This window comes from Paenibacillus sp. FSL W7-1332 (assembly GCF_037969785.1).
Classification (GTDB): Bacteria; Bacillota; Bacilli; order Paenibacillales; family Paenibacillaceae; genus Paenibacillus_AQ.
Genome location: NZ_CP150209.1, coordinates 1314093 through 1328075, shown reverse-complemented (window position 1 = coordinate 1328075; position 13983 = coordinate 1314093). Strand labels below are relative to the sequence as shown.

Here is a 13983-nt window from a genome sequence, read left to right as displayed (position 1 = left end):
GCCCCCCTCGGACTTTTTCAACTAAAGATTAGGAAAGTATTTTCTGAATCTCCTTCATCAAATATGTATAAGACATCGCTCTTGGATAGTAAGCGTTAGGGTGATGATAACGAATAAAGACCGTTTGGATATCGGCCCACATGATGTACTCCAGGCCGCCGGAAGTCTGCTTAAGCTCAAATATATGGGGGCCAGATCTTTTCAATAGTTCATGGACACCTTGGAATATAACATCGCCGCAGAATAGAACCAGATCGGGATTGACGACCCTGATTTGTTGTAGAAGAAGCTCGCCAGTCTCCTGTATATGGCGCTCGACATCTGTATGATTGGCCTTGGCGCCACCTGCAATCTTCTTTACATTTGCAAAATAGACTTTCCGAAGAAACTCGTCCGCTTCTTCCTTGACGTCTAGATAACGCTTCTCAACTTCGCTATAATCTGGGAATCCATTCAGGATCCCATACGTCCAACGCAGGAGTACTGGCCAGGTACTGCTTTCTTTTAGATACCCCTTCTCTCTTACGAACTGCTGCAGGTCCCACCCGGCGTCCGAAGAATTAACCTCTTTCAGCAGTACCATCAATTTAAGCGTTGCTACTGACCATGCTTCCTCGTCCACATACCCATCCGGAATGAAAATCCCCTCGGTGCACGCATCGTGCATTCTCCATTGCCCAAATAGTTCATCAAGTTGGGGTTTATGTTCATCGTTTAAAACTTCCTCTTTAAAGATATTTAATCTATTACTCCTCATCTAATTGAAAATGCTTTGTCAGACGCTCGATCGTGAATTGGTTTCTCAATTTACATGCGGAATTTTGGTTCGCGAACATCCCTTTTTCCCAGATAGCTTCATGCTTCGGAAGCGTCTTAATCCAATCCACGCGCACCACATACTCGCAGAGATCAGGGTCATCGACATCCTTATCCATGCTGACCTGTAAGTCGGCCTCGAGCAGTGGTTTATTCTCCCCTTCGACCAGCACTTGAAAATCCTTAATAGGCACCACTTCATCGGCAACAATACCTACACCGACATAACCTACCTTAGGAATACACGCAAAGATCCGAGCACCCGGCTTAAGGAGATTCAGTGTATTGCTGTACCACCTTCCTTGTCCAGCCGAAATGAAGCCGTATCGTCTGCAATCCTCCCAGTTCCGATGAATTCCGTCTCCCAACGAAACGTAATAGTCTTTTCCGTTCCAAGGAGCCTTTCCTGTCTTTTTGGACGTCACGCTGGAAGCTTTCGCTTCTACTTGGTTGGGATCAATAAGCCAGTTCCTAGCTAAATACTCGTTATCTCCATCTTTGAAATAATGGAAGAAGAGAGCATTAACAGGTACACCGAAGGTCGTCAAATAATTAATAATGCGTTCAGTGGACGGATCCAGCTCAGCTGATACGATAATTAATTCATGCAGCTCATTTAAGGCATCAGGAAAATCAGTCTTGAAATGATCTACAAACTCTTGCTCCAGCTGCTTTCCTGGATTTTTATCACTATAAATACGAATGATATCCGTGTAATCTAGCTGTTGAACCCAGGAGGCATAATCCAGCGTTTGCGCAACAACTTCACGAGGCGTCTTGTTACGCTTAAGCTCAATCACAACCAAATTACCCTCGGCATTCATCGCTAAGATGTCAATGAATTTACCGAACGCCGTACTGATCTGCCTACCGATAAGCATCAAAGAAGGATTAATAATGCTAATATCATCGGCGATGACATCCTCGAGCTTGCGCTCGGTTTCTATACTTGAAAAATGGATCTTCTCCACCTTTTCATTGATTTTCCACACTCCTAGTTCGATGGGCATATGAGCTGGCTCCTTTTCCTATCAGTATTTCATGATTACATCACTCAAGAACGTTGGCGATAAAAGATTAATAAAATACTTTCCAAATATTATCGATCAAATATAATGGATAATATTGCCAATCCCTATTGGATAATAATACCTACATGTTATCAGAAAGGACTAAATCAAGAAATGAAAAAACTAGCAATACGAATCGCATTTATTTTTATCCTTGCAGTGACATCTGCCTGTGGGAAAACAAGTGACCAATTAAATACTTCCCAAGCATTACAGAGCAAGGAAGAACAGCCTCAGGAACAAAAGAACAAGGGGGATGATAGCTTAAACATTCCACCTGACAACGAGGAAACAACAACTACTTCACACAATAGTCAGCAAGAAGATACACCGAATAATGTTGAGACACAGCCCGATCAGGCCCCCCTAGATATTCCCACGTCTGACTCATTAATTCGTTCTCCTGAAGGAAAGAATTTATCTCAAGTTGAGTGGAAGCCTGGTGCGCCCGATGTGACTTTGCCTATAAGATTTGGTACAACGGAGGCTGAATTAGTTCTAGGACTAGATCACCCTAACGGGACCAAGGCTGTGATGATCTTCCCTTTTACTTCCGTGGGTTGGCAACTTGACCTGTATGGTATGGATACGGAAGTATTCGACGAATACGGGGAATTACAGGAGGGTTATAAAATACAAGCTGCTCTCCATGATTTTGATCAAGATGGCATTAGCGAATTAATCGTCACAGCTGGCAACTCAATAATTGACTTAAGCATTTGGGTTTATTCCTTTACAACCGTTGGGGACTTGCAGAAAATCAATCCAATCAAGCAGGAATTATCAATTACTGGTCAATCGTACATAGTGCTTGATGGTGATGAAATCATTGCCCCTTATGGATCTCAAGGATTATTCGATTATTATAAATATGTGGATAAAGTGTTTATGCAACCAGTTTACTAAGTTCATTGTCTACTTTTAAGTTTAACCTCCTTCATTAAAATTGCCGCTCTCCACTTCCATAAGTGGTACAGCGGCAATTATATTTTGATTATTTCTTTGCCTTCCCGGCACTTCCTGCCTTCTCTACATGCTCAGCCCGAACCTTGGGATCAGTGATATTGGCTTCGTTCAGAGATTGATAGATCTTCAGAATATCCGATTCTGTTAGAACGGGTTCCGTCTTCTCGGCTTGAATCCGGTTCATTTTACGCTGAATATATTCGGATAGTTCAACATCGTACACGATGAGCTCATCCGATTGGATTTTTCTCAATTCTGGGTCCACGCTAAATCGGCAACGCATCGTGAAGGAAACGAGTGATATATATCGGCTCTCTTGGTAGTCGGGGACTAAGCTTTTAATCGCTTGAATATGGCCGTAATTCTGCATAAACGGGTTGTACATTTTGAATCGGTTGCTTACCGACCATGACTTATTGTCTCTGGTCCCCTTAATCTCTCCGTTGTAATTCTTCGTCTCAATGACAAACAATCCATGCGGAGTAATCACTACATGGTCGATCTGCGAATACCCTGTACGGGACTTCGGATTTGCCACCATTAAATCACTTACGTATTTACACCCTTTTGGGAGCTGATCTAGCTGAATGTTAATCTTATGCTCTCCCAGCTCTCCGATACGGGTTGGCTGAACTTTAGGCTTAGGTTTGCTGCTGGATGTCTTGTTTTTACTAGGTGGGAAGGCTTCTTCTTATCTGGAGTGTTGGACTTGAATATTGACATTAATTTCTTTAGCATATTGGAGCTCCGTTCTTATATATTGTGGAGAATAAGCGCCTTCAAGTGATTCGCACTAGCCTGGATGATTCTTTAAATTATCCACTCCTCTTAATCGTTATCAGAACATCAATCGACGCTCCTCATCAACATATACATCCATTCGCCAGAGATCTATGAATCCCTTCTATAGAACCATTGCAGATTGTTCTTTAATTTCACCACCATTACCAATGACTTAATACGAATGACATAGAACCAAATCTTTATAATGTTTAATCCTCTTTATGTGTACCGGAATCGCAGCATTCTTCGGATTTTTGCTCTCCTTCCCCATACTTCGCCTTCATTTCCTCATAAAACTCTGTTACTTTATCACTCGTTAAACCTAACTTCTCAATGACTTGTTTAATCTCCAAATTCATTGCACGGTTTCTTTGTTTCATGGGATTCCTCCATCACTAATTCCTCATTTATCCATAGTTTAAAGAATAGCGGTGACGAAGGAATGCCACCAAACGTAAGTTCGGAACTATATTAAATCAGAAAATCCTTCCAAGAAAATTGAATCGATAGGCCCAGTAATTTAATTATTCTCAGTCATAAAAAAATTGGCTCCTCGATGAGCAGCCATATCGTGTTGTCATGAAGGCTTAACAACCAAACGATCCTATTGAATAACATCCAAAATCATTAGAAATGCAGGGTTCTTCTTGAACGGGAAAGCTATTTTCAAAAGAAGTTTGTTATTTGAAGGTATCTAGGAACCATTTTGCTAACTTTGATGTTGATTCTGTTTTTATAATCTCTCTGATTTCAACTTCATCGCGCTCAGTTATCTCAAGCGAATACAAGTTATTTACAAGTTCATTCGTATTTCTATCATAGATCTCAATACCATAACCATAAGGACCTCGGTCATTTGAAATCTTTATTTTATCTAAATCGCTTTCTTGATCTTTATTTATTACAGCTTTAAAATCTTCAATCCTCAATGCAGGATCGACCGGGAAAAATGCATAGTTTGCAGAAGTAATTCCGAACCTTTCATTATATTCATAACCTTTAATCTTATAGTAAAACTCTATTTTCTTCACACTATCGAGCCCAATCGCAGCAGTTATAGTATTGGTCAACCTTTTCTTTATGTTTTCCTCTGTTGTCATATATGTTTTGTGATTATTCGTTATAAAACTATATGCTGCTAAATTAATAAAGACACTAAGAACTATCCCCCATATTATTTTGTTCCAGATGAATCCAAGGCATTTTTCAATTATAAAACTATGTTTTCCCCTTTTATGAGTTTCTTTTCTGGAAATATTCGTAGTGGTCATTAAATCCTCCGTTAGATTAATGAAATATTGATTGAAGAAGTATTGATTCCCTAATAATTCTGCATCCCCGTTTATATATCTATCCACCAATACTAGGTTTCTGTTCTGATACTTCTCATTTAGTTAAATAAAGCATTACTTTAAAAAGTTAAGAAACAGGCTGCTTTTAAGCAGCCTGCGGTTAATCGTACCCTTCTTAGAGAATATCCTTGCATTTAATCTAAAGACCAAACAAGTCCATTTGGTTCTCACTTTACAACCACCCGTTGATTTTCATCTTCATAAGCGAAGTCAAGCTCAATAGCTCTTTGAATCCCCGATTTAATCGACTTCTCCAGAGCACTGCCGGATCTAGCGTATCCGAGCGCCTTAACCACTTGTTTCGTTAACTCATCATAAGGAAGACTAATTTGAGAAGACAGAATGGATTTCACGGCAATCGCTACTTCTTCCGGCGGTAAATCCTCGGCCATTCGTCGCTGAGCGTCATCTGTGGCTACCCTGTAAATGCCATACTCGTATGGTTTTATTCCCTCTGGCCAGAAGAAGGTCATTCCGTTCACTTCCGTATGTTCAGGCTGTATCTTCATCAACAAATCTGTAAACCTCTGATCCAATCGTGCCCCAAGTCTGGTAATGCCCCATGCCTGTAAAATACGTTTTGTAAGTAAACTCCGGCTAATGGGCCCTTCTTCTTGAATGACCTTTCGGAGTTGACCCAAAATGAGCTCCGTCGATTCAGGGGAATGAAACCAATCCGCCCCTAAAGAAACAGCATCCAGAACGCAGACATGGTAAGGCTGCATCTCTTTCGGTTTCTGAGGCTGTGCAGGTTGAACATGATGATCCTTGCTTACCGGAGGATTCTGTAAACGATCAAATGTCACTTGTTCATGAGTCACTGCTACTTCAGCTTGGGACTGAACCCGTAACTTCGTGACCTCTCTTCCTCGCTTAACAGCTTCCACAATACGGTCCATTACGCCTTCTCTATTGTCCCACCAATCCGGACTCCACACCCTCAACAAATTCCAGCCAAGCTGCTTAAGGACTTCTTCCCGCAAAATATTTCGATCCCGTGCAGATTCTGCATTTTGATACATCGGTCCGTCAAGCAGAATCCCTAATGCATAATGATCGGACTCAGGGTCCAATACCGCTAAATCAATGCGATATCCCGATGCCCCGACATAGAGATCTGCTTGGTATCCGCGCTTTTTCAATTCAGCGGCCAGACTTCGGTGAACATGCGAAACCTGAAGCGCTTGAGATGACGCCTCGCTTGCAGGCAGGATCCGTTTTCCTTTTTCCGCATACTCAAGGAACGCTTTTAGGCCTAGTACACCTTCGCTGCTGATCCTGCTCGCATTCAGGTGATGGGCGTGCAGTGTTGAGAAGACCAGCATTTCGTACCTAGCTCTTGATACGGCGACATTTAACCTTCTCCAACCTCCCTGCCGGTTTAACGGGCCAAAATTCAGGCTTACCTTACCGTTTGCATCTGGCCCATATCCTACTGAGAACAAAATAACGTCCCGTTCATCCCCTTGAACATTCTCAAGGTTCTTGATGAATAGGGGTTCCGACATTTGCATCATCAGCATTTCCACTTCCGGTTCTTGCTTCAGTACCTCTTCAAGCATATCCTCAATCAAGGTTTGCTGAATGGAGCTAAACGTGACAACACCCAAGCTCTGTTGACGTAAGACCGGATCCTTAATGCGGCGGATAATCTCAGCAACGACAGCCTCGCCCTCGGCTCGATTCTGTTTCGTACGTCCCCGATCATAATATCCTTCGACAGGGCACCATTTCACACTTGAAACGGGTTCATCCGGGGATGGGAAGGTCATTAACTTATTTTCGTAGTAATGAGCGTTACTGAAAGCGATCAGGCTTTCATGCCGACTGCGATAATGCCAGGTCAGATGTCGCTCCGGCATTCCAAGCGCCAAACAATCATCCAATATGCTCTCCATGTCTTGCAACGCCGGTTCCTCTTCCTCCGTTTCCTGACGGCTCTTCGAAAAGAAGCTCGTTGGTGGCAGCTGTTTCGGATCACCTACGATGACAGACTGTTGCCCCCTTGCCAGTGCCCCAACCGCTTGTGCCGTAGGCACCTGAGAGGCTTCGTCAAATATCACCATATCGAATGGGGACCGTTCAGGATCGAGGTACTGTGCTACAGAAATCGGACTCATCAACATGCAGGGCACTAATCGCGGTAGCAAATTCGGAATCTGTTCAAACAGTTTGCGAATCGACATATTTCTCCCTCCGCTGCGAATCGCCCGCTGAAGAATGCCGGCTTCCGAGCTTTGCGATGCTTCCTGCGTCATTTGAGGGACTCTCGAAGAAAGCCTGGCCACAATTTCTTGTTGGGTTAGTCTCGTGTATTCCTCGTCGGCTTCTTTGAAGCGAAGAAGGGTCTCTTCAAATACATTGCCGGAGAATGACACGAATTGCTCATCACGCGCAATGATGTAATTCGCTATTTTTTTATAGAGTCCACGTTCAAAAGCGTCCTTCAACTGGTCATTAGATAGACGCCCTTCTTCGTATGGAATGATAAGCGGGAGAAGTCCTTGCTCCTCCGCCTGCGATCGCACTCTTCGCCACGTACACCAATCTCTCAATACATCTAGATGAGATATCCATCCATTTGCTTTTTCCAGGAGATCATCGTGCCAGTCCAAATCCTGAGACTGATGTGCCATGCGCTCAAAGTCAATCTGCAATAGATCGCGGAGTTCCTTCTCCTGATCCTTCACTTGTTCATGACTACGGAGTACAGACTGTATCGATTGGTTAAGACCAGCATTCCTACGAAGGTCAACCATAAATTCTGCAATATGTGTTCTTGCGTGATGGGCATCGGAAGTATTTTCAAACCAAGCCGTTAACGCTGCATGCAATCGATTCAGCCACTCGCAAGTCTCCATGATGTCGTCCCACTTGCCTTCTTCATCCCAAATCAGCGAGGAACCAAGGAAAGGAGCGGATGCTTCCCTTGCTCGACTTAACTTCTGTTCCTCTTCCTGCAGGGAATTGATATCCAGCAAGTGAGATCTGACATCCTGCTTGGCTATCCCTTGATCGGAAACCGTCATTTTCTTCAGCATATTTAAAATGCGATTCTGCCCAGCCCATTTCGGAAGGAACCATTTTAGCTCCAAGCTATCCCAAGTAGACAACATCATTTGGGCATCTAAACTCTGAGCCTCTGAAGTGAATAATTTGGCAACTTGATCCCTAATCTCGTCTCGGCGTTTGCCCTGAAGTGCGGCGGCCTTTAGCCTTTCGACCGATTCTTCGACATTGATCTCTTGCATGAGGGCAGGTTTAATATCCGGTACACGGCTAGCCAGCTTACACAACTGTGCAAGTATGGAGACTTTGTCTTGAGTCATCGGAAGAGCTCCAAATTTGAAATGCTTCACCACTTCATTCATCGCTTTCTGACGTCCCTCAAGCTCTAAGATGTAGCTCTTTATTAATACTTCTGCGTTTGCCTTCAGCTCCTGTGTATAGGATGTAACCGTAGAGTCCACCCAAGGGTGCGTGCCCGGATTTCCAAAGGCAGCGCCTGCTGCGATCAATTGAGCAACAGTGTCATTCCATTTAACCAAGGTATCCGGGCCTAGTCCTTCAATCGCTGCGTCGTTGAATGTAACGACATCCGGTGCTTCACCCGCCCTCTCATACTCCGATATCGCTTCGAATAAAGATAAGCCAAAAGCATGTTTCCGATGAAGGGCTTTTACATAACCGTTTAACGTCTCTCTCAACTGGAACAAGCGATCTGCTTGTCTTTTCCATGACTCGCCAGACTGTATCCGCTGCACATCAATCGCATTGCTTAATTGGTCAAGGACTGCTCGCTTTGTGCTTTTGTTGGAGTGAAGTTCCAGGCAAAAAGGGCCCAAACCGATTTGTTCTAATCTTCGCTGAACAACGGACAGTGCTGCCATCTTCTCCGCTACGAACAGCACTCTTTTCCCATTGGCCAAAGCACTAGCAATCATATTCGTAATGGTCTGGGACTTCCCGGTTCCTGGAGGGCCATGCAGCACAAAGCTTTGCCCCTTAAGCGCCGCGCGAATGGCCGACAATTGTGAAGAATCCGCACTGACCGGAATCAAAGAATGAGCCGGATGCTCCTCATCGAGCGGCTCGGGCTTGATTTCCACAGATTCCTGTAGCTGTAATTGCCCCTGAATAAGGCTTGCCACCACTTGATTTTCGGCCAATTGATCAGCTCTCGTGCGAATGTCATTCCACATTACAAATTGCCCGAAAGAAAACAATCCTAGATTAGCCGTTTCCTCGATGTCCCAACGGGATACTTGAATTAATGCATGTTGAATAACGTTAAAGATCTGTTTCAAGGCAATGCCTTTCTCATCCCTCGGAAGCGGATCCAGGCCATCAATGCCGATACCGAAATCCTGCCTTAGCATCTCCAGCAGTGTAATATTAATCTGCGGTTCTTCATCCCTCGCCCGAATGACATATCCTTGTCGTGAAGATTTTCGCAAAATATCTACAGGAATCAGCACAATCGGCGCATATCGAGGAAGTTCGCTAACCGGTGATTCATACCATTTCAAGAGACCCAACGCAAGAAAAAGCGTGTTAGCCCCATTCTCCTCCAATGAAGTTCGGGCAGACCGATAAATATGTACAATTCTTTTCTCTAGGTCCTGAGCATTCAAATCGGCTCTCAATCGTCTCCGGACGAATTCTTCCTGCAACAGTTTAACGAGTGGGTGATTGGCATTCACACTTTGATACAAGCTGGCGTTTCGCCCGTTATCCTCCCAGTCACTGGGCCTAGCCAACAGTTGAAATTCATCGCCGTCAGCCAGCGCATCTTCTAAATCTCCCAACTGAGCAGAAATGAGCGGAATGCTCGACTTGGTTAAGCGAAAATTGAGCAGTGAATTACGAAGCGTCAAATCTAGCAGCTTACGTTCCCATTGCTTTTGCCGCGTTGTAGGCTGCAACGAATCAACTTCCAATGGTTTTTCCAGCACTTCCAGAAGTTCCGGAGCAGCACTTTCATGGATCTTCATCTCACGAGTCTCCTCAATGACCCATCCATTTGTCGCCTTCGTACGCAGTGGTAACGGTCGTATGGCTGCTGCGCGTGCTCTTCGAATATCGACCAAGCCATCGAATGAATCGGGATCTCTCAGATGCTCCTCGGCAAGCATAGCCGCTTGATCAAATGGAATACGATCCCCTTTCACCATAGCCGTAGACTCCACCACGCAGATTTCATTTATTCCCGCTGCGAGCCTTTTCGTTAATAACGATATATCATCTTGAACCGTCTCCGAGAACGTCTCCTCTACAAGCCAGACTCCGGCAAACGCATGCCCTTTCGTGAAAATGATCAGGGGATGTAGACCCACGGCCTCCATACAAGCAGCATATAGCAGGGAAAGATCCAGACAATTCCCCAGGCCATGCGTGAAGATGGTCTCAGGAAGACGAATACGCTGACCGATCAACTCAAAACTAGGAGGAGCTACACAGTAGGAAATCTCGCGATTCTGCAAAGCCGAGTAGATTGCAGCGGCCTGCATACGTACCCTGTTGGGATCCTTACTCTGATAAGCTGTAAACGATGGGCTTCCCGACCATTGCTCCAGAATGGTGCCCGCCTCCCGTACGATCTCGGCCACTTGATGATGATTCGGCGTGACGAAAGCAGCGGTCATCTCAGGCAATACGGCAAGTCCACTCCATTCATCAAAGGCTAGGACGGAAATCGAGCCGCGTTGCTTGAACAATTCGGTGTCATTCTGCCATACCGTCAATGTCAATGTACCTGATATGCGTTCCGACAAATCTCCCAAAAATGAGGTCGACATATGTAAATCAATCGTACCCATGTCCAAGGATTGCCCTGCTGGAAGCATGTCAAAATCCTTCTTCCATTCATATGCAAATTGCGGCTCAGATTCTAGCTTCACTGTGATTCCCTTGATATCTTCACCCGTTGTATTTGTTAAGATGATGCTCTTCATAACAGGAACATGGTTCTGCTGCATAGCGTAGTTCACGATTTCGCTATATAACCATTCGCATGATATTCTGCTTTCCACTTCCGCAGCCTCCTATAATTCTTGTTTCTCAGTCCTATAGACCTACAACGATTTCCAATTAGTTCTATAATAACACTAAATAATGGGTGTATCTGCTTTATTCGACATGAAAATACGAGAAAATAAAAGATGATTCGTAAAAGACGAATCATCTTTAGAAAGCTGGAAGTTTGTATCCTTGCCTATTTATTGGTGATGTTTTTTCAAAAAATCTAAGCGAGTCAATCTAATGCAAAAAAGCTATTGGCTGATATTGCAGTTGATTATTGAAGTGGTTATAAAAGCAACAATCGATGCGAATAGTTAATATCAGTAAGTTAAATTCAATTGCAGATTATAAGCCTTCGTAAATGGCGATAGTCAGAGACAAGAACTGCTCTCATATAGATAGTCGCTAATTTAGCGGCTTTTTGTTTTATCGGTACAAGTTCTTATGACTTACCATCCCTTCTGACTTTATAACTCCGAATGCTCCTTGCCACGCACGCGTCATGTTAAGAAATAGATCACCGAAATAAACATGTTTATATAGAGACTCATCCTCGCCTCTGCGACTTTTTTCCCTAAAGTATCACTGTCTAATTCGTTGGAAAACACCATGATGGATAGAAATGGAGAGGAGTTGTAACGAATCGTATCATCGTTCTTTCCTCTCTGTATATATTTCCTCCAACCTAATATCCTTGACCCTTTTTCGTCAATTCTTACACATTAACACCCAAGATTCTCAACTGTTCATTGATCTTAGCCTCAAGATCAGCGATTTCTTGTTTGTCCTGCTCTAATAGCTTAATCACTACATCCAGGTCAATGGTTTGCTCTACTTCAGACGTATCCACATAGCGAGGAATATTTAAGTTATACTCGTTTTCTTTAATTTCCTCAAGCGATGCCACATGAGCATATTTATCAACATCTACACGATTTCGGAACGTTTCAATAATCTTATTGATGTTGTTATCCGTAAGTTTATTTTGATTCTTGCCTTTTTCAAATTCTTTGCTTGCATCGATAAACAAGATGTCTTTTGTTTTCCGATTTTTCTTGAATACCAGAATCGTAGTCGGGATACTTACGCCATAAAACAAGTTGGCAGGCAACCCTATAACTGTATCAAGGTAGTTTTTCTCAATAATGGTTTGGCGAATCACACCTTCTGCTGCACCACGGAACAAGACACCGTGCGGTAATACAATCGCCATGGTTCCCGTATCATTCAGATGATACAAGCTGTGTAAAATGAAGGCATAATCTGCCTTGGTTTTAGGAGCGAGTTTACCGTATTCACTAAAACGCGGGTCTTTCAATTTTGTTTCGCTATTGTCCCAATGCGCAGAGTAAGGGGGATTCGCAACCACAGCGTCAAAAGAGCGCGGGCGGTCGATTCCCTTTTCATCCGGTCCGTCAGGCCAATCGCTTTCAAGCGTGTCCGCATTAGACAGCGTCATGTTGTTAAATGAAACGCCATGCATCATCAGGTTCATGCGAGCCAAGTTGTAGGTTGTCGTATTCTTTTCTTGACCAAAGAATTTAATCGCCCCTGGCTTATCTCCACCAGGCAGCTCCCCTTGAACGGTTAACAGCAAGGATCCAGATCCACAAGTCGGGTCATACACCGCAAAAGTCTTATCCGATTCTTCCACACCATCCGTGACGATTTTAGCCAGAATTTTAGAAACTTCATGAGGTGTGTAGAACTCTCCACCTTTTTTACCTGCACTTGCTGCAAATTGACCAATTAGATATTCATAGATCGCGCCAAGAATATCTTGGCCATCTTCACCTTTGTAATCAATACCATCAACCAGCTTTACGATCCGGTTAAGTGATTTCGCACGTTCATTTGTAGAAGAACCAAGACGAGAGTCTCCAAGGTTGATGTCGTTAAACACACCACGAAAATCATTCACGGCTTCTTTGTTTAATACAGCGTTCTTATTGAAGTTGTCAAACATCGTTTGATAATCACTTGGGATCACCATACTGTTATCAATTTTGTCAACTAAGGATGCCCATGTATCAAGCGGTGCAATGGCATAACCCAAACTTGAGGAGATATCCTCCAGATAGTCATTCAAATCGTCACCCTTCGCTTGCTCTAAATAAGCCTGATTGATCGACTCGCCTTCGGCAACATCAAGAATATTATTTTCAACTAGATATCGTTCCTGATGCTCGGACAGATAACGATAGAACATAAAGGCTAAAATGTAGTTCTTGTATTCTGCAGCATCCATGCTTCCACGAAGCTCGTTTGCCATCGCCCACAGTTTTGTTGTAATGGTTTGTAGTTTATTGCTCATAATGTTGTAATCCTCCTAGATATCAATCATCACATTTACTGCTCGTTTTTGAGGTTTTCCGTTTTATATACGTTGTACCCCTCATAAAGGTAGCTTGCGTCGATACCCTTCATATAAACTTCACGGTCATTGATCTTATCTGTAAGAGCTGCTTTAAGAAGCAGCTTGATTTCAACGTCCTTAACGGGGCTTCTTTCCATGGCAAGCATATAATCTTCTTTATCAACCTTGCTCCAATCGACAACTTGCCTCAGTTCCTTTTTTAATATGGTATCTAGCCATATCCTCATGCTTCTTCCATTACCCTCTCTGAAGGGATGAGCCACATTCATCTCAACATATTTTTCTACGATTTCGTCCAAGGTGGATTGCGGCATTTTTGCAATATTATCAAGTGCTGCTTCAAGGTACATAACGGGTACGAAACGAAAACCGCCCTTTGCAATATTTACATCACGTACTTTTCCGGCAAAGTCATAAATGTCTTCGAACAGACACTTGTGAATCTCGGATAATGACTTAAATGTTCCGACCTCAAATGTATCTAACAAACCCGTTTCAAACATTTCAAGAGCTTTTTGCTTGCTGACTTTTTCCTCCATACGAGCAAGTTCCGAAGAGTCGGTAATCCCTAACTTGTTTTCTAAAGCCATAACTTAAT

Annotated in this window: 9 protein-coding genes; 1 reads left to right on the top strand and 8 read right to left on the bottom strand. The window is 43.4% G+C overall.

Annotated features, from left to right (window positions below; translation table 11 throughout):
• Nucleotides 1-28: 28 nt before the first annotated feature.
• Entirely contained in the window at nucleotides 29-757 is a 729-nt protein-coding gene (locus MKX98_RS05645; RefSeq protein WP_339221943.1) for a hypothetical protein, read from the bottom strand.
• Entirely contained in the window at nucleotides 747-1826 is a 1080-nt protein-coding gene (locus tag MKX98_RS05640) for an endonuclease NucS domain-containing protein (protein ID WP_339221941.1), read from the bottom strand. The genes MKX98_RS05645 and MKX98_RS05640 overlap by 11 nt, the downstream gene beginning before the upstream one ends.
• Nucleotides 1827-1931: 105 nt before the next feature.
• Here MKX98_RS05640 and MKX98_RS05635 point away from each other — a divergent pair, with 105 nt between their 5' ends.
• Nucleotides 1932-2792 (top strand): hypothetical protein, encoded by an 861-nt coding sequence (locus MKX98_RS05635; protein ID WP_339221939.1) that lies wholly within the window; start codon nucleotides 1932-1934, stop codon nucleotides 2790-2792.
• Nucleotides 2793-2880: 88 nt separating this feature from the next.
• On the opposite strand, the gene MKX98_RS05630 is transcribed toward MKX98_RS05635, so the two are convergent.
• The 6 genes from MKX98_RS05630 to MKX98_RS05605 form a co-directional block, all read right to left on the bottom strand.
• Nucleotides 2881-3441, bottom strand: coding sequence for a nuclease-related domain-containing protein (locus tag MKX98_RS05630; protein WP_339224327.1), 561 nt, complete (start codon nucleotides 3439-3441; stop codon nucleotides 2881-2883).
• 403 nt (nucleotides 3442-3844) lie between these two features.
• Nucleotides 3845-4015, bottom strand: coding sequence for a hypothetical protein (locus MKX98_RS05625; protein WP_339221937.1), 171 nt, complete (start codon nucleotides 4013-4015; stop codon nucleotides 3845-3847).
• A gap of 300 nt (nucleotides 4016-4315) precedes the next feature.
• The gene (locus tag MKX98_RS05620) at nucleotides 4316-4906 is read right to left on the bottom strand and encodes a hypothetical protein (protein ID WP_339221935.1); all 591 of its coding nucleotides are present in this window, start codon (nucleotides 4904-4906) and stop codon (nucleotides 4316-4318) included.
• A 248-nt stretch (nucleotides 4907-5154) separates the two neighbouring features.
• The gene (locus tag MKX98_RS05615; RefSeq protein WP_339221933.1) at nucleotides 5155-11019 is read right to left on the bottom strand and encodes a DUF3320 domain-containing protein; all 5865 of its coding nucleotides are present in this window, start codon (nucleotides 11017-11019) and stop codon (nucleotides 5155-5157) included.
• Nucleotides 11020-11723: 704 nt separating this feature from the next.
• Entirely contained in the window at nucleotides 11724-13322 is a 1599-nt protein-coding gene (locus tag MKX98_RS05610) for a type I restriction-modification system subunit M (protein WP_339221931.1), read from the bottom strand.
• Between the two features lie 35 nt (nucleotides 13323-13357).
• A complete protein-coding gene (locus MKX98_RS05605) occupies nucleotides 13358-13975 on the bottom strand; it encodes a Fic family protein (RefSeq protein ID WP_339221929.1) in 618 nt (205 codons plus the stop codon).
• Between the last annotated feature and the right edge of the window lie 8 nt (nucleotides 13976-13983).

What these genes read in the sequence shown, in the direction of transcription:
- MKX98_RS05645 (WP_339221943.1), bottom strand. Translation starts at nt 757, where the DNA reads ATGAGGAGTAATAGATTAAATATCTTTAAAGAGGAAGTTTTAAACGAT.
- MKX98_RS05640 (WP_339221941.1), bottom strand. Translation starts at nt 1,826, where the DNA reads ATGCCCATCGAACTAGGAGTGTGGAAAATCAATGAAAAGGTGGAGAAG.
- MKX98_RS05635 (WP_339221939.1), top strand. Translation starts at nt 1,932, where the DNA reads ATGGATAATATTGCCAATCCCTATTGGATAATAATACCTACATGTTAT.
- MKX98_RS05625 (WP_339221937.1), bottom strand. Translation starts at nt 4,015, where the DNA reads ATGAAACAAAGAAACCGTGCAATGAATTTGGAGATTAAACAAGTCATT.
- MKX98_RS05620 (WP_339221935.1), bottom strand. Translation starts at nt 4,906, where the DNA reads ATGACCACTACGAATATTTCCAGAAAAGAAACTCATAAAAGGGGAAAA.
- MKX98_RS05610 (WP_339221931.1), bottom strand. Translation starts at nt 13,322, where the DNA reads ATGAGCAATAAACTACAAACCATTACAACAAAACTGTGGGCGATGGCA.
- MKX98_RS05605 (WP_339221929.1), bottom strand. Translation starts at nt 13,975, where the DNA reads ATGGCTTTAGAAAACAAGTTAGGGATTACCGACTCTTCGGAACTTGCT.